This is a genomic window from Streptomyces sp. NPDC096136 (assembly GCF_044763325.1).
Lineage (GTDB): Bacteria > Actinomycetota > Actinomycetes > Streptomycetales > Streptomycetaceae > Streptomyces.
The window spans coordinates 402,886-429,329 of record NZ_JBIWFZ010000003.1 but is presented as its reverse complement, the minus strand read 5'-3'; the positions used below and the strand labels follow the sequence as shown (position 1 = coordinate 429,329).

At 71.9% G+C, this 26,444-nt stretch carries 17 protein-coding genes; 7 read left to right on the top strand and 10 right to left on the bottom strand.

Translation table 11 applies throughout. The features are described from left to right. Positions 1 to 26: 26 nt before the first annotated feature. The 10 genes from ACIRBY_RS08275 to ACIRBY_RS08230 form a co-directional block, all read right to left on the bottom strand. Positions 27 to 1,655: an ABC transporter substrate-binding protein gene (locus ACIRBY_RS08275; RefSeq protein WP_403897793.1), complete on the bottom strand. Its 1,629-nt coding sequence runs from the start codon at positions 1,653 to 1,655 to the stop codon at positions 27 to 29. Between the two features lie 106 nt (positions 1,656 to 1,761). Further along, on the bottom strand, positions 1,762 to 2,703 hold the full coding sequence (locus tag ACIRBY_RS08270; RefSeq protein WP_403897790.1) for a GNAT family N-acetyltransferase: 942 nt from the start codon (positions 2,701 to 2,703) through the stop codon (positions 1,762 to 1,764). A 78-nt stretch (positions 2,704 to 2,781) separates the two neighbouring features. Continuing rightward, positions 2,782 to 4,410, bottom strand: coding sequence for an ABC transporter substrate-binding protein (locus ACIRBY_RS08265; protein WP_403897787.1), 1,629 nt, complete (start codon positions 4,408 to 4,410; stop codon positions 2,782 to 2,784). 263 nt (positions 4,411 to 4,673) lie between these two features. Beyond that, complete coding sequence (locus ACIRBY_RS08260) at positions 4,674 to 5,819, bottom strand: ABC transporter ATP-binding protein (protein ID WP_403897784.1); 1,146 nt, start codon at positions 5,817 to 5,819, stop codon at positions 4,674 to 4,676. Continuing rightward, a complete protein-coding gene (locus ACIRBY_RS08255; RefSeq protein ID WP_403897782.1) occupies positions 5,812 to 6,867 on the bottom strand; it encodes an ABC transporter ATP-binding protein in 1,056 nt (351 codons plus the stop codon). The genes ACIRBY_RS08260 and ACIRBY_RS08255 overlap by 8 nt, the downstream gene beginning before the upstream one ends. A gap of 18 nt (positions 6,868 to 6,885) precedes the next feature. Further along, a complete protein-coding gene (locus ACIRBY_RS08250; protein WP_403897779.1) occupies positions 6,886 to 7,815 on the bottom strand; it encodes an ABC transporter permease in 930 nt (309 codons plus the stop codon). A gap of 28 nt (positions 7,816 to 7,843) precedes the next feature. Then, positions 7,844 to 8,755: an ABC transporter permease gene (locus ACIRBY_RS08245; protein WP_403898245.1), complete on the bottom strand. Its 912-nt coding sequence runs from the start codon at positions 8,753 to 8,755 to the stop codon at positions 7,844 to 7,846. 194 nt (positions 8,756 to 8,949) lie between these two features. Beyond that, positions 8,950 to 10,596: an ABC transporter substrate-binding protein gene (locus tag ACIRBY_RS08240; protein ID WP_403897776.1), complete on the bottom strand. Its 1,647-nt coding sequence runs from the start codon at positions 10,594 to 10,596 to the stop codon at positions 8,950 to 8,952. A gap of 424 nt (positions 10,597 to 11,020) precedes the next feature. Continuing rightward, positions 11,021 to 12,925: a translational GTPase TypA gene (gene typA, locus ACIRBY_RS08235; RefSeq protein ID WP_403897774.1), complete on the bottom strand. Its 1,905-nt coding sequence runs from the start codon at positions 12,923 to 12,925 to the stop codon at positions 11,021 to 11,023. Between the two features lie 381 nt (positions 12,926 to 13,306). After that, positions 13,307 to 15,733, bottom strand: coding sequence for an ABC transporter family substrate-binding protein (locus ACIRBY_RS08230; protein ID WP_403897771.1), 2,427 nt, complete (start codon positions 15,731 to 15,733; stop codon positions 13,307 to 13,309). Between the two features lie 359 nt (positions 15,734 to 16,092). On the opposite strand from ACIRBY_RS08230, the gene ACIRBY_RS08225 reads away from it, so the two are divergent. The 7 genes from ACIRBY_RS08225 to ACIRBY_RS08195 all read left to right on the top strand — a co-directional run bounded on the left by ACIRBY_RS08225 (position 16,093) and on the right by ACIRBY_RS08195 (position 26,435). Then, positions 16,093 to 16,317: a hypothetical protein gene (locus tag ACIRBY_RS08225; protein WP_403897769.1), complete on the top strand. Its 225-nt coding sequence runs from the start codon at positions 16,093 to 16,095 to the stop codon at positions 16,315 to 16,317. Between the two features lie 106 nt (positions 16,318 to 16,423). Then, the gene (locus ACIRBY_RS08220; protein WP_403897766.1) at positions 16,424 to 17,248 is read left to right on the top strand and encodes a hypothetical protein; all 825 of its coding nucleotides are present in this window, start codon (positions 16,424 to 16,426) and stop codon (positions 17,246 to 17,248) included. Further along, the gene (locus tag ACIRBY_RS08215; protein ID WP_403897764.1) at positions 17,248 to 19,149 is read left to right on the top strand and encodes a fumarate reductase/succinate dehydrogenase flavoprotein subunit; all 1,902 of its coding nucleotides are present in this window, start codon (positions 17,248 to 17,250) and stop codon (positions 19,147 to 19,149) included. The genes ACIRBY_RS08220 and ACIRBY_RS08215 overlap by 1 nt, the downstream gene beginning before the upstream one ends. Beyond that, entirely contained in the window at positions 19,146 to 19,928 is a 783-nt protein-coding gene (locus ACIRBY_RS08210; RefSeq protein WP_403897762.1) for a succinate dehydrogenase/fumarate reductase iron-sulfur subunit, read from the top strand. The genes ACIRBY_RS08215 and ACIRBY_RS08210 overlap by 4 nt, the downstream gene beginning before the upstream one ends. A 45-nt stretch (positions 19,929 to 19,973) precedes the next feature. Then, entirely contained in the window at positions 19,974 to 23,435 is a 3,462-nt protein-coding gene (locus ACIRBY_RS08205) for a protein kinase (RefSeq protein WP_403897759.1), read from the top strand. 92 nt (positions 23,436 to 23,527) lie between these two features. Beyond that, positions 23,528 to 25,630 (top strand): TPM domain-containing protein, encoded by a 2,103-nt coding sequence (locus ACIRBY_RS08200; RefSeq protein ID WP_403897756.1) that lies wholly within the window; start codon positions 23,528 to 23,530, stop codon positions 25,628 to 25,630. Between the two features lie 88 nt (positions 25,631 to 25,718). Next, positions 25,719 to 26,435, top strand: a complete 717-nt coding sequence (locus ACIRBY_RS08195) for a PspA/IM30 family protein (protein ID WP_403897753.1) — start codon at positions 25,719 to 25,721, stop codon at positions 26,433 to 26,435. The last annotated feature ends 9 nt before the right edge of the window (positions 26,436 to 26,444 follow it).

Here is a 26,444-nt window from a genome sequence, read left to right as displayed (position 1 = left end):
CCAGGGTGTCGGTGTGCCGGCGGGGGTCAGCTGACCTTGATCTCGTTGTAGACGGGGACGCTGAACTGGTTCAGGGCGACGTCGGTGATCCGCTCGGAGTGCCCGGCACTGCCGTTCTGGTACCAGAGGGGGATGGCCGGCATCTGCTCGGCGAGGATCTTCTCGGCGTCCTGGAACTTCGCGACGGCCTTGGCGGTGTCGCTCTCCTGGTTGGCCTCGTCGACGAGCTTGTCGAAGTCGGGGCTGCTGAACTTGCCGTAGTTGGAGGAGGCGCCGGTGTAGTACAGCGGCTGGAGGAAGTTCTGGATCAGCGGGTAGTCGGCCTGCCAGCCGGAGCGGAAGGGGCCGGTCAGCTTGTAGGCGCTCTGCTGGTTGCGGAAGTCCGCGAAGGTGCCGACGGGGTTGACCGTGCAGACGGGGCCCTCGCCCAGGGCGTTGTTGACGCTGTTGCAGACGGCCTCCATCCAGTCCCGGTGCGAGCCGGTGTCCACGTTCGAGGTGAGGGTCATCTTGCCGCCGGGCAGGCCGCCGCCCTCCTGGATGAGCTTCTTGGCCTCGGCCGGGTTGAACTTGCAGGCGTCGCCGCAGAGCGTGGCGTTGAAGCCGCCCTTGGCGCCGAGGGCGGGCGAGGTCCAGTCCTTGGCCGGGGTGCGGGTCTCGCGGAAGATCTGCTCCGTGATCTCGTCCCGGTTGATCGCCATGGAGATGCCGCGGCGGACCTTGTCCGACCCCTCCTTGCTCCACTGCGGGTCGTACAGGGGGAAGGTGAGGGTCTGGATGATGAGGGCCGGCTGGTTGATGTACCGGTCGCCGAGGTCGTTCTTGACGTTCTTCAGCTGCTGGGCCGGGATGTCGTCGACGAGGTCGAGGTTGCCCGAGATCAGGTCGGTGTAGGCGGTGTTGTTGTCGGTGTAGACCTTGAGGTCCACGCCGCCGTTCTGCGCCGGGTCGGGGCCGGTGTAGCCGTCCCACTTGCGCAGCTTCATGCCGGTGCCCTTGGTGTACGAGTCCACCGTGTAGGGGCCGTTGCCGACCGGCTTGTCGAGCCAGCCCGAGTGGTCGGTGAAGAAGGCCTTGGGCAGCGGGGAGAAGGCCTGGTAGCCGAGGGTCTCGGGCCAGGTGGAGAACTTCGACTTCAGGGCGACGGTGAAGGTCTTGGGGTCCTTGACCACCAGCCCGGACATGGTCTTGGCCTTGGGTTCCCCGGAGGCGGGGTGGAGGTCGGCGTAGCCCACGATGTCGGCGAAGAAGGGTGCGTTGTTCTGCTTGTTGCGCACGTCGGCGGCGTAGTTCCAGGCGTCGACGAAGGACTGCGCGGTGACCGGTTCGTCGTTGCTGAACTTCCAGCCGTCCTTCAGGGTGATGGTGAAGTTCTGGCTGTCGGTGGTCTCGATCTTCTCGGCGACCATGTTGTGGGCCTCGCCGGTCTTGGCGTCGTAGCGCTTGAGCCCGCGGAAGAGCATGTCGAGGACCTTGCCGCCCTGCACCTCGTTGGTGTTGGCGGGCTCCAGGGGGTTCTGCGGGTCACCCCAGGAGGAGCTGACGATCCCTGCCGCACCGCCACCGCCGCTGTCGCTCCCGCCGCCGCAGGCCGTCGCCGCGAGGGCGACGGCCACCGCACATGCGGCCCACTGGGCGTGGGTGGCTCCGCGCATGGACTGCCTCCTAGGGGTCCCAAGACTCACTTAGGGGCAATGTCACCCCATACGGGACTCCTTTCGGTGGTGGTTGGCCCGATTGCACCCTCGCGTCCCCCGCCTGTCACCCCTGGGGGTGCAAAGGCAGGTCCCAGGTGTCGACGGCGTAGTGGAGGGCCATGCCGTGCGCCTCGTAGAGGGCCAGCGCGCCGGTCGCGTTGAGGGTGTCCACGCCCAGGCCCACGGTGGTCCGGCCGCGGGCGGCGTAGGCGGCGAAGGCGTGGCGCAGCAGGAAGCCGCCGACGCCGCGGCCGCGCAGGTCCTCGCGCACGCCGATGTGGCTGAGCCAGGCCATGCTGGTGCGGTCGTCGCGGGAGACGAGGACGGCCACGTCGCCCTGCCCGGGCAGGCTCGCGATCCACACCAGCGACCAGTCGAGGCGGCGGCCGTCGACGTGGTCGAGCCAGGCCTCGTAGCCGCGGCCGGCGTGTCCGAAGTGGGCGGAGAAGGTCTCCTCGACCAGGGCGTGGGCGCGGCGGCGGTCCGCCTCGTCGGCGGCGCAGTCGCGCAGGACGAGCCCGGCGGGCGGCTCGGGGGGCAGATCGGATGCCGGGTGCAGGGTGCGGGTCATCACCTGGTGGCGGCGCACGCTGCGGTAGCCGCGCCCGGTGAGGAGGGAGAGGTCGAGGGTGGGCCTGGTGTGGAGCTGGATCCGCAGCCGGGCGGCGGGCGCCGCGCCGGCCATGGCGCGGGCGCGGGCCTCCATCCGTTCCAGCAGCCGCAGGGCAGCCGGGTTCCGGCCGGGCAGGACGTAGTGGTCGCCGTCGACCAGGCCCGGTCCGGAGTCGGCCCACACCAGGGCGTAGCCGACGAGTGCGCCGCCCTGGAAGGCGAGCCAGGAGTCGGCGGCCAGGTCCACGTCGGGGTGGTTGAGGTCGGCCTCGACGGCGCCGAGGTCGGTCTCGGGTCTGCCGATCTCCAGGACGTCGACGGCGTTGAGCAGTGCGCAGATGTCCGGGGCGTCTCCGGGACCGGCGGGGCGGACGGTCAGCGTGTCGGTGGCCATCCGGCCACTCTCGGCCCCCGCCGCGCGCGGCCGCAACCGGGTTTGCCCGCCCCCGCGGCCGCGGGGACGGGCGGGGGCTCAGCTGAGCTGGACGTTCGCGAGGTCCATGCGGCCCTGGGCGTCGACCTCGACGTGGGTGACGCTCTTGGCGTAGGCGGCGGCGGACATGTACGTGAAGACCGGGATGTACGGGAGGTCCCGGATGACGATGTCGTCGGCCTTCTGGTAGAGCTTGAGGCTGTCGGCCGGGTCGGTGGACCGGTCGGCCGCGGCGAGGGCCGCCTCGAACTCCTCGCTCTTGTAGTGCCCGAAGTTGGAGCCGTTGGCGATGGCCTCCTTGGAGAACACGGGGCGCAGGTAGTCCTCCGCCGCCGGGTAGTCCATGGCCCAGCCCGTGCGGAAGGCGCCCTCGAAGTTCTGGGCCTTCAGCTCGTTGAGCATGTCGCCGATCTTCGGGAAGGGCTTGGGGGTGACCTCCAGGCCGAGGTTCGTCTTCAGCTGGGCGGCGACGGCCTCGATCCACTCCTTGTTGTCGCTGTCGGCGTCGTAGCCCAGTTCCATCCTGTTGCCGGGGATGCCGCCGGCCCGCTGGAACAGCTCCCTGGCCTTGACCGGGTTGAACAGCCCGGCCTCGCCCAGGGCGCCCTTGCGGTAGCCGGGCACGATCGGGCTGATGAAGTCGTCGGCCGGCTTGCGGGTGCCGTTGAAGATGCTCTTGGCGATGGCGTCCCGGTCGATCGCCATCGAGATCGCCCTGCGGACGTCGGCCTTGCCGAAGGACTCGCGGTTGGCCTCCAGCGGGAGGCCGATGTAGCCGACGGACGCCTCCGGCTTGTAGATGTAGCGCTCGCCGAACTCCTGGGAGACGGTGGGCAGCGCGGTGACCGGCAGCTTGTCCACGATCTGGAGCTTGCCCGCCTGGAGGTCGCTGTAGGCGGCGTCGAGGTTGTCGTAGATCTTGAACGTGACGCCGTCGAGCTTCGCCCGGCCGTCGACCGGGTACTTGTCGTACTTCTTGACCTTGATCTGCTTGTTGTGCTCCCACCGGCCGTCCATCTGGAACGGGCCGTTGCCGATCGGCGCCTCGCCGAACTTCTGCGGGTCCGCCTCGAAGGCCTTGGGCAGCGGGTAGAAGGCGTTGTAGCCCAGCATGGTCTTGAACTGGGAGAACGGCGCCTTCAGCGTCACGACGAAGGTCTTGCTGTCGACGATCTTGAGGCCCTTGAGCTCCTTGGCCGTGGGGGTCTTCCCCTTGCCCGGGGCCAGCTCGTCGGAGCCCTCGATCTTCGAGAAGAAGCCCATCGCCTCCGCGTTGTTCTCCTGGTTGGCCCCCCAGTTCCAGGCGCGTACGAAGGACTGCGCGTCGACCTTCTCGCCGTTGTGGAAGGTGTACCCGTCCTTGAGCTTGACCGTCCAGGTCCTGGAGTCGGTCGTCTCGATGGACTCGGCGACCGCGAGCTTCGGCTCGCTGGTCTTGTTGTCGTACGCGACCAGGCCCGTGAAGAGCGCGTGGAGCACCTCGGACCCCTCGGACTCGCCGGTGTTCTGCCCCACCAGGCCGTGCTGCGGCTCGCTCAGCCGCACGCTGATGTGTCCGCCGGTCTTCACGCCGGCGGTGGGGTCCTCCGCACTGCTGCCGCAGGCCGTCGCCGCCATCGCCAGCACCACGGTGCCGGCGGCCCATTTGGCGCGCGTTGCTCCACGCATGGGAAATTGCCTCCTCAGGAGTCACTGTCGATGTGCTCGTGAGCCGACGCTCCCCACAGCGCTTGACCCGAGACGCGAGCTCGATGGGGCCATCCTCGAGGACGCCCGGACCACTAGAACATACCTGAGCGGTCACGTTACCGAGCCGGTACGGGTACACCTGCGGAACCCCCGACTCCGGTCGGGCGGGGCCGGGCGGGGCCGCAAACGCCGACCGGGCACGGCCGCTGAGCGGCCGTGCCCGGTGGGGTGCGCGGAGGGGATCAGACGGCCAGGACCGTCTTCTCCTCGGCGAAGTGGCACGCGGACTCGTGCGCGGCCGGGGTGTCCTCACCCTGGAAGCGCTCCGGGACGGCCAGCAGCGGCACCTCGGTGGAGCAGATGTCCTGCGCCTTCCAGCAGCGGGTGCGGAAGCGGCAGCCCGACGGCGGGTTGGCCGGCGACGGGACGTCACCGGTCAGGATGATCCGCTCGCGGCCCTCGCGGGCCGCCGGGTCCGGCACCGGCACCGCGGAGAGCAGCGCCTGGGTGTACGGGTGGGTGGGGTGGTCGTAGATCTGGGCGTCGGTGCCGATCTCGGCCATCTTGCCCAGGTACATGACGCCCACGCGGTCCGAGATGTGCCGGACGATCGAGAGGTCGTGCGCGATGAAGATGTAGGACAGGTTGAACTCGTCCTGCAGCTTCGCCATCAGGTTGATGACCTGCGCCTGCACCGACACGTCGAGCGCGGAGACCGGCTCGTCGCAGATGATGATCTCGGGCTGGAGCGCGAGGCCGCGGGCGATGCCGATGCGCTGGCGCTGGCCGCCGGAGAACTGGTGCGGGTACCGGTTGATGTACTCCGGGTTCAGGCCCACCACGTCCAGGAGCTCCTGGACCCGGCGCCGCCGGTCGCCCTTGGGAGCCACCTCGGGGTGGATCTCGAAGGGCTCGCCGATGATGTCGCCGACCGTCATGCGCGGGTTCAGCGAGGTGTACGGGTCCTGGAACACCATCTGGATGTTGCGGCGCACGGCCTTGAGGGCCTTGCCCGACAGCTTCGTGATGTCCTGGCCCTTGTAGAAGACCTCGCCGGACGTGGCCGTCTCCAGCAGCATCAGCAGCTTGGCGACGGTGGACTTGCCACAGCCGGACTCGCCGACGATGCCGAGGGTCTCGCCCTGGTGCAGGTCGAAGGAGATCCCGTCGACCGCGCGGACGGCGCCGATCTGCTTCTTGAACAGGATGCCCTGGGTCAGCGGGAAGTGCTTGACCAGGTTGCGCACCTGCAGGATCGGCTCACCGCGCTCGACGGGCGCCTCGATGGCGGCCACGGCCGCCGTCTCGGTCGCCGCCTCGACGACCTCGACCTCGCTGATACCGGGGGTGGCGTCCACGGCGTCGTCCTTCTTGTCGGTCTCAGCCATGGAGCTGCTCCTCGCGGAAGTGGCAGGCGCTGGCACGGCCGGCCAGCTCGGTGCCGTCCTGCTCGGTCACCTGCAGCAGGGGCGGCATCTCGGTGCGGCAGATGTCCTGCGCCTTGGGGCAGCGCGGGTTGAAGGCGCAGCCCGAGGGGGCCTTCAGCAGGTTGGGCGGCAGACCCTTGATCGCGTAGAGCTCCTGGCCCTTCTGGTCCAGGCGCGGGATCGAGTCCAGCAGACCACGGGTGTACGGGTGCGCGGGGCGCGAGTACAGCTCGTGGACCGGGGCCTGCTCGACGATGCGGCCCGCGTACATCACGGCGATCTTGTCCGCGACGTCGGCGACGACGCCGAGGTCGTGGGTGATCAGGATCAGACCCATGTTGTACTCGCGCTGCAGGTCCGCCAGCAGGTCCATGACCTGGGCCTGGACCGTCACGTCGAGCGCCGTGGTGGGCTCGTCCGCGATGATCAGGTCCGGCTCCAGGGCGAGCGCCATCGCGATCATGATGCGCTGGCGCATACCGCCCGAGAACTGGTGCGGGTAGTCGTCGACCCTGCTCTTGGCCGCGGGGATCTTCACCCGGTCCATGAGCTCGATGGCCTTGACCTTGGCGTCCTTCTTCGACATGCCCTGGTGGACGCGGAACATCTCGCCCAGCTGGTTGCCGACGGAGAACACCGGGTTCAGCGCGGACAGCGCGTCCTGGAAGATCATCGCCATCTTCGGACCGCGCAGCTTGCGCCGCTCGTTCTCCGGAAGCTTGAGGATGTCCTCGCCGCGGAAGAGGATCTCTCCCTTGGCGACCCGCCCGGGGGGCGAGTCGAGGATGCCCATGATCGCCTGCGCGGTCACGGACTTGCCGGAGCCGGACTCGCCGAGCACGGCCAGGGTCTCGCCGGACGAGACGCTGTAGTTCACGCCGTTGACGGCCTTGACGACACCTTCGCGGGTCGCGAACTCGACGTGCAGGTCGCGCACTTCGAGAACGGGCACCTCGGAGTCGCCGCCCCTCTGGCGGGGCACGTCTGCGGTGATGCTTGAAGCAGTCATTTCGGTGGTGCCGCCCTTCTAGCGCAGCTTCGGGTCGAGGGCGTCGCGGAGCCCGTCACCGACGAATACGAAGCCAAGGACCGTCAGCACGATCGCGATGCTGGGGTAGGTCCACAGGAAGTCCTTGACCCCCATGAAGTCCTTGGCGGCGGCGAGCATGTTGCCCCACTCCGGGACCTCCGGGCTGACGCCCACGCCCAGGAAGGACAGCGAGGCCTCGGCCACGATGGCGCCGCCGACGCTGAACGCGGCGTAGGCCATCACGGCGGCGATGGAGTTGGGGATGATGTGCCGCAGGATGATCCGGCGGGTGTCCGCGCCCAGGGCGCGGGCGGCCAGCACGTAGTCGGCCTCGCGGACCGACAGGATCGAGCTGCGCAGCAGACGGGAGACCGTCGGCCAGGAGAAGACGGCCAGCGAGATGATCACCGGCATCACGCCACGGCCCATCGCGATGATGATGACGATGGCGCCGATCAGCAGCGGGAAGGCGAAGAAGACGTCGGCGATGCGCATCAGCACCGAGTCGGTGGCGCGGCCGAAGTAGCCGGCCAGCGCGCCGATGACGATGCCGATGAGGCACGCCAGGAAGATCGACGCGAGGCCGATCTCCACGGCGATGCGGGTGCCGTAGATGATGCGGGAGAACTGGTCGCGGCCGAGCGCGTCGGTGCCCAGCAGGTGGCCGTTGCCCGGCTCCTGCAGGGTGTTGTTCAGGTCCTGCGCCAGCGGGTCCTGCGGGGCGATCAGCGGGGCGAAGATCGCGGTCAGGAACAGCAGCAGGACGAGGCCGAGGCCGACCACGGCCAGCTTGTTCGCGAGGAAGCGGGAACGGATCTCGCCCCACTGGGTCACGCGGGCGACGGCCGGTTCGGCCTCCGCGTTCGCGGCCTGCGCCGGTGCGGTCGCGTCCCCCGCCACCGATGTGCTCTTGGTGAGCTCGGTCATGGGTAACTCCTAGAACGGGCTGCCTGGATCAGGCGAGGCGGATGCGCGGGTCGAGGACCGCGTACAAGAGGTCGACGAGGAGGTTCAGCAGAACGAACACGGCGACGCCGAAGCTCACCACGCCGATGATGATCGGGTTGTTCTGCTGCTGGACCGCCTGCACCAGGGCGAGCCCGATGCCGTCCCAGTTGAAGATCGCCTCGGTGATCAGGGCGCCACCGAGCAGCGAGCCGAAGGAGATACCCAGGTACGTGACGACCGGGATGATCGAGTTGCGCATGACGTGCTTGACGAGCACGGTCCGCCGGGGCAGACCCTTGGCGACGGCCGTCTTGACGTAGTCGGCCCGCAGCACCTCCAGCATGGTGCCGCGCATGAGCCGCGCCACGAGGGCGGCGTCGAGGATCGCCAGCGTGAAGGCGGGCAGGATCAGCGACGTCATGGTGCCGTCGGAGATCAGCGGGAACCACTTGAACTGGACCACGAAGACCTTCTGGAGCACCATGCCGATCACGAAGGACGGGAAGCCGACGGCCATGGTGGTCAAGAGCGTGATCAGCACGTCCCAGAACGAGTATCTGAACAGCGCGGCGATCAGACCCGCCAGCAGGCCGATCAGGATGTCCAGGACGATGGCCGCCAGGGCGAGCTCAGCGGTGTTCACGAGCTTCGGCCCGAGGACCTCCGTCACCGGCCGGCGCTGGGTGTAGTCCTCACCGAGGTCACCCTGCGCGAGGTTCTTGACGAAGTTCCCGTACTGCACGGGCAGCGGGTCGTTGAGGCCGTAGCGCTCGCGGAGCGCCTCGACCACGGCCGGGTCACGGGCCTTGTCACCACCGAGCGAACCCACAGGGTCGCCGGGGAGCACGAAAAGACAGCAGAAGAGGATAACCGTCGCACCGAAGAGAACGACAACCATCTGTCCGAGCCGCCGGATCACATATCTTCCCACGATGCCTCCTTCACATACCGGGCGTGGGGGTTGGCGGCATCATCCGATCGGGAGATTGGCCGCATCCGGGCGCGGATCGACGAGACAGAGGGGTGCGCCCGGGACTGGGCGAAGGCCGTGGGGGCCGGAGACGTGACTCCGGACTCCCCACGACCTTCGCCTACCTGTTGATGAGGAGGCTCTTACTTGGCCGAGATCTCAGCGAGGTTCGGGTCCTCGAAGAAGTCGAGCTGGACGTTGTTGAACTTGTCCGTGGCCGCGAGGCGGAACTGGGTGCGCTTCCACAGCGGGATGAGACCCTGCTCCTCGTCGACCGCGAGCTTCTCGGCCTCCTTGTAGACCGCGGCGCGGGCCGCCGGGTCCTTGGTGCCGCGGGCCTTGGTGATCAGCTCGTCGAACTTCGGGTTGTTGTAACGGCCGCGGTTGTCACCGGCCGCCTTGCCCGTCGCCGGGTCCTCGTTGATCGAACCGGAGTCGAGCAGCGGGTACAGGAAGTTGTCCGGGGTCGGGTAGTCCGCGCCCCACGCCGAGCGCCACAGACCGCCGGTGCCCTTGTCCTGCTGCTGGGCCAGGGCCTCCTTGAACGGCTTGCCGTTCAGCTTGACGTCGAGGCCGAGGACGTCCTTCAGCTGCTGCGCGACGGCCTGGACCCACTCTTCGTGGCCGGCGCCGGTGTTGTAGCCGAAGTCGAGGACGGTGCCCGGCTTCAGGCCGCCCTTCTCCGCGAACTGCTTGGCCTTCTCCTTGTCCTGCTTGACGCAGGAGGAGCAGACGCCGTCCTGGTAGGTGTCGGCGAAGGACGGCGGCAGGACCGAGGTGGCCGGCTTCTGCATGCCCTGGAAGACACCCTTGGCGATGGCCTCGCGGTCGATCGCGTAGGAGATCGCCTTGCGCGCGTCGGGGTTGTTCAGCGGCGCGACCTGGTTGAAGGCGACGAGGTAGTTGACACCGCTGGTGTCGGCCTCGATCCACTGCTTCTTCGGCGCGTACTTGGCCTTCGCGACCGGCTGCTGCGGCGTGGGCATACGGGCCCAGTCGAACTGGCCCGACTGGAAGCCCTGGTACTCCAGGGTGGAGCCGTTGGCCGCGTTCAGGATCGAGATCTCGACCTTGCCGAGCTTGGCCTTCTCGAAGCCGTAGTCGTCGTTACGGACGAGCGTGATCGACTTGTTGTGCTGCCACGAACCCTCCATCTTGAAGGGGCCGTTGCCGATCGGCGCGTCGTTGAACGCCTTGTTGCTGGCGGCGCCGGCGACCTTCGGGACCGGGCTGAAGGCCTGGTGCACGGTCTTCTTGTCGAACTCGAAGTCGGCCTCGGAGAGCTCGACCTTCAGGGTGCCGGCGTCCGGGGCCGTCACACCCGCGAAGGTGGTGGCGCCGCCGGTGTTGAGCTCCTTGTAGCCGTTGATGCCCGCGAACGGGTAGGCCACGTCGGAGGCGGAGTCCTTGGCGACCACACGGGTCCAGCCGCGGACGAAGGACTCGGCGTCGACGGGCTCGCCGTTCGAGAACTTCGTGCCCTGCTTGATCTTGAAGGTCCAGGTCTTGCCGTCGTCGCTGGTCTGGACCGACTCGGCGAGTTCGGGCTTCAGCTTGCCGTCGACCGTGGCGCTGTAGAGGCCCGTGAAGAGGTTGTGCGTGATGAGCGCACCCTCGGACTCCTGGGAGTTGAACGGGTCGATCGCGGTGGGCTCGGTGATACCGAGGCGGAACGTGCCGCCCTTGGGACCCGCGCCGCTGCTGTCCTTGTCGCCACCGCTGCATGCCGTGGCAGCCATCGCCACGATGACGGCACCCACGACCCACTTGGCGCTCGTTGCTCCGCGCATGGGTAATAGCCTCCTCAGGAGTCACTGTCGATGATGAGGGCCCGTCATCCGCTGACACCCCTGACAGCGAAATCCGGTCCCGTCGTGTGTGCTCGTGAGTCGACGCTCCCCACAGCGTGTGACCCATTGACCCGAGCTCAATGGAGCCATCCTCAGGGACGCCCAGACCGTAAACCACACTTAAGTGGTCTCGTTTTCACAACATCACCGTATGGCGAAAACCCGAAATCCGGACAAACGGATAGGAGACAGACACGTGCGAAACGGACGGTTAGTTCATCTTCCGGAGTGTCACGGTCGGTATGCGGACACTTGAGCGACACAATCCGTTTGACAAATGACAGCGGCCCCTCCCCGCACCGAACCGGTGCAGGGAGGGGCCGCCGCCGAAGGTATGCGTTTCGGCCAGAAGCCTACTCGCGTACTACTTGGCCGACTTGGCGCGGGAAGCGGTGCGCGAACGCTCCTTCTGGTCCAGGACGACCTTGCGGATGCGCACGGCCTCCGGGGTGACCTCGACGCACTCGTCGTCGCGGCAGAACTCCAGGGACTGCTCCAGGGAGAGCTTGCGCGGCGGGACGATCGCCTCGAAGGAGTCGGCGGAGGAGGAGCGCATGTTCGTGAGCTTCTTCTCCTTGGTGATGTTCACGTCCATGTCGTCGGCGCGCGAGTTCTCGCCGACGATCATGCCCTCGTACACCTCGGTGCCGGGGTCGGTGAACAGGACGCCGCGCTCCTGGAGGTTGGTCATGGCGAACGCGGTGACCGCGCCGGCGCGGTCGGCGACCAGCGAACCGTTGTTGCGGGTCTGCAGGTTGCCGAACCACGGCTCGTGGCCCTCGTGGATCGAGTGGCCGATGCCGGTGCCGCGGGTCTGGGTCAGGAACTCGGTACGGAAGCCGATCAGACCGCGCGACGGGACGACGAACTCCATGCGGACCCAGCCGGAGCCGTGGTTCGACATGTTGTCCATGCGGCCCTTGCGGACGCCCATGAGCTGGGTGACGGCGCCCATGTGCTCCTCGGGCACGTCGATCGTCATGCGCTCGACGGGCTCGTGGACCTTGCCGTCGATCTCGCGGGTGACGACCTGCGGCTTGCCGATGGTGAGCTCGAAGCCCTCGCGGCGCATCTGCTCGACCAGGATGGCGAGCGCGAGCTCACCGCGGCCCTGGACCTCCCAGGCGTCCGGGCGCTCGGTGTCGAGGACGCGGAGCGAGACGTTGCCGATCAGCTCGCGGTCCAGACGGTCCTTGACCTGGCGGGCGGTGACCTTGCGGTCCTTGACCGCGGACTTGGCGTCCGCGCCCTTGCCCGTGCCGCCGCGGCCGACCAGCGGGGAGGTGTTGGTGCCGATGACCATGGAGATGGCCGGCTCGTCCACCGTGATCAGCGGCAGCGCGATCGGGTTCTCCGGGTCGGCCAGGGTCTCGCCGATCATGATGTCGGGGATACCGGCGACGGCGCAGATGTCACCGGGGCCGGCGACCTCGGCCGGCTTGCGGGTGAGCGCCTCGGTCATCATCAGCTCGGTGATGCGGACGTTCGAGACCGTGCCGTCACGCTTGATCCACGCAACCGTCTGGCCCTTGCGCAGCTCGCCCTGCTCGACGCGGAGCAGCGCGATGCGGCCGAGGAAGTTGTCGGCGTCCAGGTTGGTGACGTGGGCCTGGAGGGGGGCCTCCTCGTCGTACACCGGGGCCGGGACGTGCTCCAGGATGGCGGAGAAGAACGGCTCCAGGTTGTCGCTGTCCGCCGGGACGGTGCCGTCCTCCGGCTTGGTCAGCGAGGCGACGCCGTCACGGCCGCAGGCGTAGACGATCGGGAACTCGATCTGGTCCTCGTCGGCGTCCAGGTCCAGGAACAGGTCGTAGGTCTCGTTGACGACCTCGTCGATCCGGGAGTCCGGGCGGTCCGTCTTGTTGATGCAGAGGATGACCGGCTTGCGCTGCTGGAGGGCCTTGCGGAGCACGAAGCGGGTCTGGGGCAGCGGACCCTCGGAGGCGTCCACCAGGAGGACGACGGCGTCCACCATCGACAGACCGCGCTCGACCTCGCCACCGAAGTCGGCGTGGCCGGGGGTGTCGATGATGTTGATCGTGATCGGGGCCCCGCCGTCCTTGGGGTGGTACTTCACCGCCGTGTTCTTGGCGAGGATCGTGATGCCCTTCTCACGCTCCAGGTCGTTCGAGTCCATCATGCGGTCGTCGAGCTGCTGGTGGGCGGCGAAGGCACCGGCCTGCTTGAGCATGGCATCGACGATGGTCGTCTTGCCATGGTCGACGTGGGCGACGATGGCGACGTTACGGATGTCGTGGCGCGTGGGCACTTCGGCGCTTCTCCCGGGATCGTGGATGGCGTCGCGTACGGCCTGGCACGCGCGCCTCGACCGGGCGGAAAACCTGCCACGGCCTTACACCATCGTACGTCGATCGGCGGGAACCGCCTGCCGGGGGGTCTGTCAAGGGGCCGGACGACTGAGGACGGCCGGGTCGTGGGTGGGGGTTCCCGGCTGTCCGTACGGCCCGTGTTTCTGCGGGTCAACGGGTACGGACGACCTTGCCCGCCGGGAATCCGGCGGGCAAGGAACTTGAGTCACTTCTGAGCTTGCTACCCGCCGGTCAACCCGACAGGCCCCGTTTTTTCACCACTTCTTCGCCGCGTCGCCTTCCGGCCACCGGGGCCCGCGGCCGGCGGCCTCCGGCCGCTCCTACTTCTTCTTCGCGTCCTTGGCGGCGGTCGGCTTCTTCCAGCCGATGTCCTGGAAGCGGGGCGCCCCGAGGCCGAAGGCGCCGGCGTTGGCCAGGCCCGGCTTGGCCGCGACCAGCTCCGGGCGCTGGTAGAGCGGGATGGAGCCGGCCGCCGCCCAGATCCGGGCGTCCGCCTTGCGCATCAGGTCGCGGGCCTTGGCCTCGTCCAGCTCGCCGGCCGCCTGGTCGAAGAGCTGGTCGATGTGGTCGGTGCCGACCCGCGTGTAGTTCTGCTCGACGAGCAGCGAGCCGTCGGCGGCCGGTTCCGGCTTGGCGAAGATGGGCCGGTCGTCGGTGGCCGGGAAGGCCGTCGCGGGCCAGGAGTAGAGGGCCAGGTCGTACTGGCCCGAGGCGACGTGGTCCTTGAAGAAGCTCTCGTCCGGGACCTTGGTGATCCGGGTGCTGATGCCGATCTTCCGGAGCGTCTGGGAGATCCGCTCGCCGACCGCGCGCAGGGCCTCCGAGCCGGGGCCGGCCGGCAGGACGAAGCGCAGGTCGAGCTGCTTGCCGTCCTTGGCGAGCATGGCGCCCGAGGTGCGGGGGGCGACCTGCTTGGCCGGGGCCGGGGCCGGGGTGGCCTTCGCGGGCTCCTTGGCGTCCTCCCCGTCGGCCTCGGCCTCCGCCTTCGCCTTCGCGGCCGCCGCGGCGGCCGCGCGCTTGCCGTCCTCGATGGCGCCCGCCTGGGCCAGCAGCGCCTCCCCCTGCTGGGCGGCCAGGGAGGACGGGGCCAGCACGGGCGAGGGGCGTCCGTGCAGGGATCCCGGGACGAAGGCCATCCCCTCGTCGACGAGGTCCCCCTCGAAGGCCGCGGGTCCCTCCTGGAGGATCCGCGGGCCGGAGGCCGGGGCGCTCGGCCGTCCCGGCCGGCCCTGGCGGTCCGGGCGGTCCCGGCGCGCGGCGCCGTTGCGGCCGTCGTCCTGGCCCACGATGTAGAGGCCGTCGTTGCCGGTGCCGTCGCCCGGTCCCGGCTTGGCGCCCGACGGGGTCTTCGAGTCGTCCGTCGCCCCCTCGCCCTCCGGGCCCGCCTTCGCCTCGGGCGGCTCGGTCAGCTTGCCGTCCTTGCGCCAGCCCGCGTCCGCGAGGAGGGCCTGGGCGGCATGGGTGTCCTGGCCGCCGAGGGCGTCGCTGTTGTCGGCGTACGCCTGCTGCCCGGCCAGCGCCAGGTGGCTGCCCAGGGGCTTCGCCGGCAGGCCGAGCGGCTTGAGGACGATCTCCGCGAGCTCCTTGCGGTCCAGGGCCCGGGCGATCGCCCGGCGGACCCGCTCGTCGGAGAGCGGGCCGGAGGCCCCGTTCATGGCCAGCTGGGTGTAGGAGGGCTCCAGCGACCTGCGGACCTCGAAGCCGCGCAGGGCCGACTGCTCGTCCGCGTACTTCTGCACCGCCTCGGCGTTCTTCTGCCGGTTCTCCTGCTCCTCCTTGGCCTTGGCCTCGTCGGCGCCGTGGGCCAGCGCCCAGGAGAGGGTCGCCTGCGCGGGGGTGAGGGAGGCGCCGGGGCCGTGCGTGCCGTCCACGCGGCCGGCGTCGCGGTGGGCGAGGGCGATGCGGTCGGCGCCCGCCCGGTCGATCTCCGCCAGGTCCACCTTCCCGGCGGCCAGCGCGGCCGGCCGGCCCGCCCGCGGGACGGCCGTCAGGACGAGGGTGTCCAGCTTGGCGCCCCGGCCCCACCAGCGGGGGTTGCGGGTCAGGGCCGCGGTGCCGGTCTTCTTGTCGATCGCCCCGAGGTTGAAGGGTCCGGCAGTGACCTTGAGGGCGCCCCGGGCCCCCTCGTTGAAGGCCTCCGGGGTGCCCATGACCTGCTTCGGGTAGAGCGGGCTGAACAGGGAGCGCCAGTCCGCGTACGGGCGCACGAAGGTGACCTTGACCTCCAGGTCGGACTTGCCCCGCTCGATCTTCTCGATCCGCTCGTAGCCGGAGTTGCGGGCCGTCCAGTAGGCCGAGTCCTTGCCGTTCAGGGCCCGCCACTGGGCCACGAAGTCGGCGGCACCGATCTCGCGCCCGTCGCTCCACACCGCCTTCTGGTTCAGCTTGTACAGCACGACCTGCTTGGGCTCGCGCTCGACGACCTCGGCCTTCTCCAGGTAGTCGGGATTGGCCACCGGCCGCCCCTTGGCGTCCAGCGTGAACAGCTGCGGCAGGACCGCCCCCGCGATCCGGTTGGTGGTGGCGTCCGCGTCGGCCTGGAAGGCGTTCAGGGTCTCGGGCAGGGAGTCCACCGCCCAGCGCAGGACCCCGCCGTCGGCGACCTGCTCGCGGGCCGTCAGCCCGATGTCCGGACCGGCGGCGGCCGGCCCGCCGTCGTCCTCGCCCGCCCCGCAGCCCGCGAGGAGCGGCAGTGCAAGGACTCCCGAGGTGAGGAGCGCCAAGGACCTGCGCCTTCTCTGGGTCATGGGTGGTACCTCCGGGACGGGGCGTGGAGCCGTGAAAGAGGGGGTTCTTGATCACGTTCGGCGGTATATGGAGCTGATCACACTGGTGTCGAAACCCACTGAAATAGACAGCCCGCCGGGTCCTCCGGAGCGGACCCGCGCCACGCCGCGAACCCCACCCGTGCGGACCAATCCCGGTTGCGGCCCGGACGGGCGGTCCCTCGTTCGAGGGATGAAAATGGGGGCAGGGAGGGGCGCACGGTTTGCGCCTGCGCGCCCGGAATCGCTGCACGTCCCTTCACAACCGGGGACGGGAGGCGCGACACTCGCAGGCGCCCGTGAGCGTTGCCACCGCACCCCCGCGGAAGTGAGGTCACGTCATGTCCCTGCAAGACGATCTGACGGCCGTACGACGCAACCTGAACGAGCTGGTCCGCTCGGTGGAACGGCTGGAGCAGGACGTCGCCCGGCAGTCGCCGGCCGCCGCCCCCAGACCAGCCGCCCCGACGGGGATGGTCCCCGTCCCGGACACCCCGTACGACCAGTCCAAGTGGACGGACACCGACGACGAGGGCCTCGGCGTCCGCGACCGCCGCGCCCCCTGACGTCCGCCACGGCCGTCCCGAGCAACCCGCACCCCCATCTGGCCCGGCCGCCCGCGCGGCCGGGCCTCCTGGGCCACCCCTCATCGCACTCCACCCGGAGTTCTCCTTGGCCACAGGCACGGAACCACACCGGCAACGGCCCGGCGGGGTCCACTCCCCCTCCCGGGCCGCGATCGCGTCCGGGCACCTGCGCACCGACCGGTGGTGGCTGGCCCCCGCCGGCACCGCGGCCGGGCTGCTCGCCTTCGTCGTCTACTCGACCTGGCGGGCGTTCGCTAACGCCCACTACTACGCCGCCCCGTACGTCTCCCCGTTCTACTCCCCCTGTCTGGCGGAGAACTGCGAGACGATGCGCGGCGGCCCCAACCTCGACCTGTTCGGCAGCTGGTGGGGCCTGTCCCCCGCCCTGCTGATCCTGGTCTTCCCCCTCGGCTTCCGGCTGACCTGCTACTACTACCGCAAGGCCTACTACCGGGGCTTCTGGGCCTCGCCGCCCGCCTGCGCGGTCCCCGAACCGCACGCCGGCTACACGGGCGAGACCCGCTTCCCGCTGGTCCTCCAGAACGCGCACCGGTACTTCTTCTACCTGGCGGTCCCGGTCGCCGGGATCCTGACGTACGACACCGTGCTGACCTTCCGCGACCGGCACTACGCATGGGGGCACATGGGCCTGGGCACCCTGCTGTTCCTCCTCAACATCGTGCTGATCTGGGCCTACACCCTGTCCTGCCACTCCTGCCGGCACGTCATGGGCGGCCGCCTGAAGCACTTCTCGGCACACCCGGTGCGCTACCGCCTGTGGAGCTGGGTCGGCCGGCTCAACACCCGCCACATGCAGCTCGCCTGGGCCTCCCTGATCAGCGTGGCCCTGTGCGACTTCTACGTGTACCTGCTGGCCACCGGCACCTTCACCGACCCGAGGATCTTTTGATGACCCAAGTCGACCGGCAGCAGTGGGACGTGGTCGTGGTCGGCGCGGGCGGCGCCGGGCTGCGGGCCGCGATCGAGGCCCGGGAGCGGGGCGCCCGTACGGCCGTGATCTGCAAGTCCCTCTTCGGCAAGGCCCACACGGTCATGGCGGAGGGCGGGATCGCCGCCTCCATGGGCAACGCCAACGAGCACGACAACTGGCGGGTCCACTTCCGCGACACCATGCGCGGCGGGAAGTTCCTCAACCAGTGGCGGATGGCGGAGCTGCACGCCAAGGAGGCCCCGGACCGGGTGTGGGAGCTGGAGACCTGGGGCGCGCTCTTCGACCGCACGCCCGACGGCAGGATCTCGCAGCGCAACTTCGGCGGCCACGAGTACCCGCGGCTGGCGCACGTCGGCGACCGGACGGGCCTGGAGCTGATCCGCACCCTCCAGCAGAAGGTCGTCCAGCTCCAGCAGGAGGACTTCCGGGAGCACGGGGACCACGAGGCCCGGCTCAAGGTCTTCCAGGAGTGCACGGTGACCCGCGTCCTGAAGGACGGGGACCGGGTCTCGGGCACGTTCTGCTACGAGCGCGAGTCCGGCCGCTTCTTCGTCCTGGAGGCCCCGGCGGTGGTGCTCGCCACGGGCGGGATCGGCAAGTCCTTCAAGACCACCTCCAACTCCTGGGAGTACACGGGCGACGGCCACGCGCTGGCCCTGCTCGCGGGGGCCCCGCTCCTCAACATGGAGTTCGTGCAGTTCCACCCCACGGGCATGGTCTGGCCCCCTTCCGTGAAGGGCATCCTCGTCACGGAATCGGTCCGCGGCGACGGCGGGGTGCTGCGCAACTCCGAGGGCAGGCGGTTCATGTTCGACTACGTCCCGGACGTCTTCAAGGAGAAGTACGCCGAGACGGAGGAGGAGGGCGACCGCTGGTACGAGGACCCCGACGGCAACCGGCGCCCGCCCGAGCTGCTGCCCCGCGACGAAGTCGCCCGGGCCATCAACTCCGAGGTGAAGGCGGGCCGCGGCTCCCCGCACGGCGGGGTGTTCCTGGACGTGTCCACCCGGATGCCGGCCGAGAAGATCAAACGGCGGCTCCCGTCCATGTACCACCAGTTCAAGGAGCTGGCGGACGTGGACATCACCGCCGAGCCGATGGAGGTCGGGCCGACCTGCCACTACGTGATGGGCGGCATCGCGGTCGACTCCGACACCGCCGCCACCGCCGGGGTGCCGGGGCTGTTCGCGGCCGGCGAGGTCGCGGGCGGGATGCACGGCTCGAACCGGCTCGGCGGCAACTCCCTCTCCGACCTGCTGGTCTTCGGCCGGCGGGCCGGTCTGCACGCGGCGGAGCACGCGGCGGGCGGCGGGGAGCGGCCGGCGGTCTCCCAGGAGCAGATCGACGCCGCGGCCGCCGAGGCGCTGGCCCCCTTCCACGCCGACGAGGGCGCGGAGAACCCGTACACCCTCCACCAGGAGCTCCAGACGACCATGAACGACCTCGTCGGCATCATCCGCCGCGAGGCGGAGATGGCGGAGGCCCTGGAGCGGCTGGCGTCCCTGCGCGTACGGGCCGCCCGCGCCGGGGTCGAGGGGCACCGGCAGTTCAACCCGGGCTGGCACCTGGCCCTGGACCTGCGCAACATGCTGCTGGTCAGCGAGTGCGTGGCCCGCGCGGCACTGGAGCGCACCGAGAGCCGGGGCGGCCACACCCGCGAGGACCGTCCGGCGATGGAGCGGGAGTGGCGGCCGGTGAACCTGCTGTGCCGTCCCGTGGTCCCGGCCCCCGCCGATCCGGCGGCCGACCGGATCGTCCTCGAACGCACCCGGACCGATCCCATCCGCCCCGACCTGCTCGCCCTGTTCGAGAAGGACGAGCTGGCCAAGTACCTCGCCGAAGAGGAGCTCACCGGATGACCACCTACGACGCCCGCTTCCGGGTCTGGCGGGGCGACGCGGAGGGCGGCGGCCTGCGGGACTTCACCGTCGAGGTGCACGACGGGGAGGTGGTCCTGGACATCGTCCACCGGCTCCAGGCGACGCAGGCCCCGGACCTGGCGGTGCGCTGGAACTGCAAGGCGGGCAAGTGCGGCTCGTGCAGCGCCGAGGTCAACGGGCGTCCGCGGCTGATGTGCATGACCCGCATGTCCGTCTTCGAGCGGGACGAGACGGTCACGATCACTCCGCTGCGGGCCTTCCCGGTGGTCCGGGACCTGGTGACGGACGTGTCCTTCAACTACGAGAAGGCGCGCTCGGTCCCGGCGTTCGTGCCGCCGGCCGGGCTGGCGCCGGGCGAGTACCGGATGCAGCAGGTGGACGTGGAACGCTCGCAGGAGTTCCGCAAGTGCATCGAGTGCTTCCTGTGCCAGGACACCTGCCATGTGGTGCGCGACCACGAGGAGAACAAGGGCGCCTTCGCCGGCCCCCGCTTCCTGATGCGGGTCGCCGAGCTGGACATGCACCCGCTGGACGCCGCCGAGGAGGCGGGCCTGGACCGCAAGCGCACGGCCCAGGAGGAGCACGGGCTGGGCTACTGCAACATCACCAAATGCTGCACGGAGGTCTGCCCGGAGGGGATCAGGATCACCGACAACGCCCTGATCCCGCTGAAGGAGCGGGCCGTGGACCGCAAGTACGACCCCCTGGTGTGGCTGGGCAGCCGGATCCGCCGCCGTTCTCCGTCCGACCCCCGGTAGTTCACTTCGCGATGGACAATGCCCCCTGGACGACCGTCGGATGACGTGGTGTCAGGGGGCTGCGCGGTGCGGGTGGGGGAACTGCTGGCGGACCGGTACCGGCTGGAGCGCCGGCTCGGCGCGGGCGGCATGGGCGAGGTGTGGGCGGGCCACGACCTGGCCCTGGACCGGCCGGTGGCGGTCAAGGTGCTGCTGGAGGCGGCGACCGACGAGGAGCTGATCGCCCGCTTCCGGCGGGAGGCGACGATCGGGGCGCGGCTCCAGCACCCGGGGATCACCGTCGTGCACGACGTGGGGCAGCACGAGGGACGGCTCTTCATCGTCATGGAGCTGCTGTCCGGCGAGGACCTGGGGGCGGTGCTCGCCCGGGAGCGGGGCGGGCTGCCGCCCGCGGAGGCGGTGGAGCTGGCCGCGCAGGCGGCGGAGGCGCTGGCCGCCGCGCACGAACGGGCGGTGGTCCACCGGGACCTCAAGCCCCAGAACCTCTTCCTGCTGCCCGGCGGGCGGCTGAAGATCTGCGACTTCGGCATCGCGCACTCGGCGGACGCGACGGCGGGCTGGACGGTCACGGGCCGCATGTTCGGCACCCCGCCGTACATGGCGCCGGAGCAGTGGCGGGGCGAGCACGTGGACGCCCGGTGCGACCTGTACGCGCTGGGGTGCGTGCTGTACGCCCTCCTGACCGGGGAGCCGCCGTTCGGGCAGGGCGAGGGCCCGTACGTCCTGATGCTCCGCCACATCGAGGAGCCGCCGCGTCCGCTGCGGGAGGCCGGGGCGGCGGTGTCCGCGGAGCTGGAGGCCCTGGTGGGCGCCCTGCTGGCGAAGGCCCCGGCGGACCGGCCGGAGTCGGCGCAGTCGGTGGGCCGATCACTGCGGGACCTGCCGGCGGGCGGGGGCCCGCGCGGGGTGCCTCCGGCCGGGGCGGGCGGTTCGGAGACGGGAGCCCCTGCCGGGACGCCCGATTCAGGCACGGACACCCCTGCCGGGGCGGCCACCGGCGGCGGGGGCGGGGAGCCTGACGGGGGTCGGGCTGCGGACGGCGGCCGGAAGCCGAGCGGGGACCGGGCTGCGGACCGGAACCCGGGCAGGGGCCAGGACCCGGAGCGCAACGCGGGCGACGGCCCGGGCTCACGCAGCGGCCCGGGCCCGGACGACAGCCAGGAGCCGGACGGCGGCCGGGGCCCGGGCGGCGGCCCGAACCCGGTCGGCGGCCAGGAGCGGGTCGGCGGCCCGGAGACGGGCGGCGGGCGGGGCCCGGTCGGTGGCCTGGAAACGGACGGCGGCCCGGAGCGGGGCGGCGGCCCGGAGACGGGCGGCGGCCTGGAGACGGACGGCGGCCCGGAGACGGACGGCGGCCCGGAGACGGGCGGCGGGCGGGGCCCGGTCGGTGGTCTGGAGACGGGTGGTCCGGATGGTGTGGGGCGGCTCGGCGGTGAGGCTGTGGTGGGGTTCGTGCGGGAGTTGCTGGCGGAGGCCGAGGAGGCGCTGGGCGGGCTGCCCGTCGGGGCCGGGGACGTGCGGGTCGAGGGGCTGGCGCTGGCGGCCGAGGCGGCGGCGCGGTTCGACGCGGGGCTGGCGGGTCGGCTGCTGGCGGACGCCGAGCGGTGGGCGTGGGCCGACGGCGCCGGGGACGGCGCCCGGGTCGCCGGGCTGCTGACCGGGCTGGCCCGGCGGATCTCGCGGGACGCCCCCGCGCGCACCGAGCGGATCCTGACCGACGCGCAGCAGGCCCTGTTCCCGGTGTTCGGGCCGCGCCGCGCGAGCCGGCTGCGGAAGGTCGCGGAGGAGCTCGCGGCGGTGGCGCCCGAGCGCGGGGTGCGGCTGGCCGGGCGGCACTTCCCCGGCAGCGCGGCGGAGGAGGCGGTGCTGGCCCGGGCGGTCCTGGCCGGCGCCCCCACCGACCCGGCGCGGGCCGAGCGCTGGCTGGCCCGGATCCCGAGCGCGGCGGTCCGTGCGGCCACCGAGTCCAAGGCCGTCACCGCCGTCGCCCGGCAGGACCTGCCCGCCGCCCTGCGGCTGGCCGCGCGGATCCCCGTCGGCGGGGCGAGGGTGCGGGCGCTGTGCCGGGTGGCGGGCGAGCGCGCGGCCGTCGGGGACGGGCCCGGCGCGGACGAGGCCCTCGAACGGGCCGAGGAGGCCCTGGCCGAGCTGGTGGCGGCGGCCGGGACGCGGGAGGAGGAGGCGGACGCGGCCCGCGCCGCCCTCAAGGCCGCCCGGGAGCTGGGCGCCGAGGGCCGGCGCTCCGTACTGGAGCCGGCCACCGCGCGGGAGCGGGCGGCCGCGGCGCGGGAGCTCGCCGAGCCGGCCGAGCGGGGCCGCGAGCTGGCCTGGATCGCCCGGGACTGCACCGCGGGCGCGCCCTGGCTGGAGCGGGCCGCGGCCGATCCCGGCACCCGCCCGCCGCGTTCCGTCACCTCGGCTCCGGGCCGGGAGGGCGGCTTCCCGGCCGGGCCGGGTCCCTCGCGCGCGGAACGCTGGCGGACCGGTACGTCCCGGCCGGACGCCCTGTACGCGGCCGGGCGGCGGGTGGTGTGGACGGCGGACTCCGAGGTGGGCTGCCTGGACGCCGATTCGGGGACCACGCGGTGGACGGCGTACGCCGACGAGGGGGTGCGGGCGCGACCGCTGCCCGAGCCGGAGCGGGTGTGGTGCGCGGCCGACGCGGACACCCTGTGCGTGGTGGTGGAGTCCGACGGCGGGCCGGTCGGGCGGCTGGTGGTCCGGGAGCCGGGGGACGGGCGGGTGCGGTGGTGGCGGGAGCTGCCGAAGGCGGCTTCGCTGACGCCCGCGCCGGGTCTGCTGCTCGTGGCGGTGGAGGGCGGGCTCACCGCCCTGCGCAAGGACACCGGCGAGCCGGTCTGGCGGCAGCCGGTGCCGGAGGCGGCCCTGCGGACGGTGACGGTGTCGGACGGGTGCCTGGTCCTCGGCGACGGCCGGCGGCTGCGGGCGCTGCACCTGCCGACGGGTGCGCCGCTGTGGTCGTGGCCGCGCGGGTACGGCGGCGGGGCGCGGGAGGTCCCGGACCTGCCGGCGGGGACGGTGCACGTGCTGGACGGGGGCGTCGTGCGCGCCCTGGACCGGCGCCGGGGCTACGAGTTGTGGCGCTTCGAGCCGGGTGTGGCGGCGGAGCGGCTGCTGGTCGAGGACGGCGTGGTGTACGTGGCCGCGTACCGGCCGGAGCAGGGCTGGGACACCGTGTTCGCCCTGGACGGGGGCAGCGGTGCGGTGCGCTGGCAGCAGCCGGTGACGCGGCGCGAGGGCACGGAGTGCGTACTCGAACTGCTGGGCGTCAGGCGGGGGGTGCTGTACGTCCGGTCGGCCCACGGGGGCCGGCGCGGGCTGCTGGGCCGGGGGGCGCCGCCGTTCGTGACGGGTCTGGAGGTGGCCTCGGGCCGCGCCCGGCGCCTGTGGGAGCAGGAGCCGCCGAACGGCCCGGCCCCCGCCCTGGCGGGCGACACCCTGGTGACGGCCGACCCGACCCTGACGGGCGTGGCCCTCCCGGGGTGAGGGCGCGGCGGGGCGTCGCGGTACGGTGCCCGCCCCCGCCTCCGCAGCGGCTCCGGGTGCGGCGCGCCATGGCCACCCATACCCTCCCAAATGTGCACCCGCCGAGATGCTGGACGCGACGACGCGCGGCGCTGCGCCTCGCCGCCGTGCTGCTGGCGCTCGCCGGATGGTGGGGGGTGGCGGCGGCGCCGGAGGCGCGGGCGGAGGATCCCGTCACCCTCGACCGGGGGCAGATCACCGACCGCGTGGGCGCCCTCGGCAGCCGTCGGCCGGAGGTCACCGCCGCCCTGGAGCGGCTGTACTCGAACCGGCGGATCCAGCTCTTCGTCACCTACGTCCACGACTTCTCCGGCCGCTCCCCCCAGAGCTGGGCCGACGCCACCGCCCAGAAGAACGGCTTCGGCCAGGACGACCTGCTGCTCGCGGTGGCCACCGGCACCCGCCAGTACGCCTATTCGGCCGATGTGGAGTCCGGATTCACCGAGGCGCAGCTCGCGGACGTCGCCCGGACCGCCATCGAGCCGGCCCTGCGGCAGAACGACTGGGCGGGCGCCGCGATCGGCGCGGCGAACGGCTACGACGCGGTGCTCGGCGGCAAGCCCGTCCCCACGCCCTCCATCACCCCGGGCCCGGCCGACCCCGGCGGTGGGGCGGCGGGCGGGCGGGGCGGGATCGGGGACTACGTGCTGCCGGTGGCCGTCGTCGGCGGGGCCGGGGCGCTCGGGGTGTACGCGTACCGCCGCCGCGGGCGCGGGGCGACCGGGGGCGGCGGCCGCGGGACGGCGACCCGCCACCCGGGCTGGGACGGCCGGCGGGCGGAGCCCGCCCCGCTCCCCGAGCTCGATGCCCGGGTCAGGACCCTCCTGGTGGAGACCGACGACGCGGTCCGCACCAGCAGTGAGGAACTCGGCTTCGCCACCGCCCAGTTCGGCGAGGAGGCCGTCGCCGCCTTCACCGCGGCGGTGGCGTACGCCCAAGGTGAGCTGACGCAGGCCTTCCGGCTGCGCCAGCGGCTGGACGACGCCCACCCCGAGGACGACGCCACCCGCCGCCGGATGCTCGACGAGGTCCTGGCCCGCTGCGGGGAGGCCAACCGGCGGCTGGACGCCGAATCGGCGGCCTTCGACCGGCTGCGGGACCTGGAGCGGAACGCCCCGGCGGCACTGGCCGCCGTGGAGGCCCGCTTCCGGGAGCTGAGCGGCCGGACGACGACGGCCGGGGCCACGCTGACGGCCCTGGCCGGCCGGTACGCGGACTCCGCGTCCGCCCCGGTCGCCTCCAACGCCGGGCAGGCCGAGGACCGGCTGCTGTTCGCGACGACCAGCCTCGGCGAGGCGCGGGCGGCGCTCGACGGCGGGGACAGCGGCCGGGCCGCCGTGCACGTCCGGGCCGCCGAGGGGGCGGTGGACCAGGCGGCGACCCTGGTGGACGCGGTCGAACGGCGGGCGCAGGAGCTGGCGGAGGCCGCCGGGAAGCTGCCGGGCGCCCTCACCGAGACGGACGCCGACCTCGCCGACGCGCACGGACTGCTCACCGGGACCGCCGCGGGCTCCTCCACGGCGGACCTGCGGGGCCGGATCGCCCGGGCGGAGGCCGTACGGGACGAGGTGCGGCGGGAGCAGGCGGCCGGCCGGTACGACCCGATCGACGCGCTGCGCCGGGTGGAGGAGGCCGACGCGGCCCTGGACCAGGCCCTGGCGGGGGCGCGCGAGCAGGAGTCGGGGCGGCGGCGGGCGGCGGCGCTGCTGGACCAGGCCCAGTTGTCGGCCCGCAGTGCGATCGGCGCGGCGGCGGACTACGTCACCACCAGCCGGGGCGCCGTGGGCAGCGAGGCCCGCACCCGGCTGGCGGAGGCGCAGCGGCGCCTGGAGCGGTCGGTGTCCCTGGCGGGGCCGGATCCGGCGGAAGCGCTGGCGCAGGCGCAGCGGGCGGACTCGCTGGCCCGGCAGGCGCAGCGGCTGGCGGAGCAGGACGTACGGGAGTTCCGCAACCCGTACGCCGGGCAGCAGGCGGGCGGCGGCCGGGGCGGGGCCGTGCTCGGCGGGATCATCCTCGGCGAACTCCTGCGCGGCGGCGGCCGCGGCGGCTTCGGCGGCGGGGGCCGGGGCGGCGGCGGTTTCGGCGGCGGGGGCGGCCCGGGCTCCTTCGGCGGTGAGGGCACCCGGGGCCGCATGGGCGGCGGCGGCCGCTTCTGAGACGCCCCCGGCCCCGGGCCCCTCCCCCCACCCCGCTCGACCCCACCCCGCTCCACCCGACCGCGGCGACCCCCAGGAGAGGCCCACCATGAGCAAGCAGACCGTCCTCGGCCGCGTCACCCAGCTGGCGAAGGCGAACATCAACGCGCTGCTGGACCAGGCGGAGGATCCGCAGAAGATGCTCGACCAGCTGATCCGCGACTACTCGAACAACATCTCGGAGGCCGAGCAGGCGGTGGCCACCACCATCGGCAACCTGAGGCTGCTGGAGGCCGACCACCAGGAGGACGTGGACGCGGCCGCCGAGTGGGGCGTCAAGGCCCTCGCCGCGAGCCGGAAGGCGGACGGGCTGCGGGCGTCGGGCGCGGCGGCGGACGCGGACCGGTTCGACAACCTGGCGAAGGTGGCCCTGGGCCGGCAGATGCAGTCGGAGAAGGAGGCGGCGGTGGCGGAGCCGGTGATCGCCGCCCAGACGGAGGTGGTGGGGAAGCTGAAGGCGGGTCTGGCCTCCATGAAGGAGAAGCTGACGGGGCTCCAGGCCAAGCGGGACGAACTGGTGGCCCGCGCGCGGACCGCGCAGGCGCAGAACACGATGCTGGACGCGGTCGAGAGCATCGACGTCCTGGACCCGGCCAGTGACCTGAACCGCTTCGAGGAGAAGGTCCGGCGCGAGGAGGCGCTGGCCCAGGGACGGCAGGAGCTGGCCGCCTCCTCGCTGGACGCGCAGTTCGAGTCGCTGGAGGAGCTGGGCAGGGCCTCGGAGATCGAGGCCCGCCTGGCCGCCCTCAAGGCCGGGGCGGCCTGAGGCGGGCGC

What these genes read in the sequence shown, in the direction of transcription:
- ACIRBY_RS08270 (WP_403897790.1), bottom strand. Translation starts at nt 2,703, where the DNA reads ATGGCCACCGACACGCTGACCGTCCGCCCCGCCGGTCCCGGAGACGCC.
- ACIRBY_RS08255 (WP_403897782.1), bottom strand. Translation starts at nt 6,867, where the DNA reads ATGACTGCTTCAAGCATCACCGCAGACGTGCCCCGCCAGAGGGGCGGC.
- ACIRBY_RS08230 (WP_403897771.1), bottom strand. Translation starts at nt 15,733, where the DNA reads ATGACCCAGAGAAGGCGCAGGTCCTTGGCGCTCCTCACCTCGGGAGTC.
- ACIRBY_RS08215 (WP_403897764.1), top strand. Translation starts at nt 17,248, where the DNA reads ATGACCCAAGTCGACCGGCAGCAGTGGGACGTGGTCGTGGTCGGCGCG.
- ACIRBY_RS08260 (WP_403897784.1), bottom strand. Translation starts at nt 5,819, where the DNA reads ATGGCTGAGACCGACAAGAAGGACGACGCCGTGGACGCCACCCCCGGT.
- ACIRBY_RS08265 (WP_403897787.1), bottom strand. Translation starts at nt 4,410, where the DNA reads ATGCGTGGAGCAACGCGCGCCAAATGGGCCGCCGGCACCGTGGTGCTG.
- ACIRBY_RS08250 (WP_403897779.1), bottom strand. Translation starts at nt 7,815, where the DNA reads ATGACCGAGCTCACCAAGAGCACATCGGTGGCGGGGGACGCGACCGCA.
- ACIRBY_RS08240 (WP_403897776.1), bottom strand. Translation starts at nt 10,596, where the DNA reads ATGCGCGGAGCAACGAGCGCCAAGTGGGTCGTGGGTGCCGTCATCGTG.
- ACIRBY_RS08225 (WP_403897769.1), top strand. Translation starts at nt 16,093, where the DNA reads ATGTCCCTGCAAGACGATCTGACGGCCGTACGACGCAACCTGAACGAG.
- ACIRBY_RS08275 (WP_403897793.1), bottom strand. Translation starts at nt 1,655, where the DNA reads ATGCGCGGAGCCACCCACGCCCAGTGGGCCGCATGTGCGGTGGCCGTC.
- ACIRBY_RS08195 (WP_403897753.1), top strand. Translation starts at nt 25,719, where the DNA reads ATGAGCAAGCAGACCGTCCTCGGCCGCGTCACCCAGCTGGCGAAGGCG.
- ACIRBY_RS08210 (WP_403897762.1), top strand. Translation starts at nt 19,146, where the DNA reads ATGACCACCTACGACGCCCGCTTCCGGGTCTGGCGGGGCGACGCGGAG.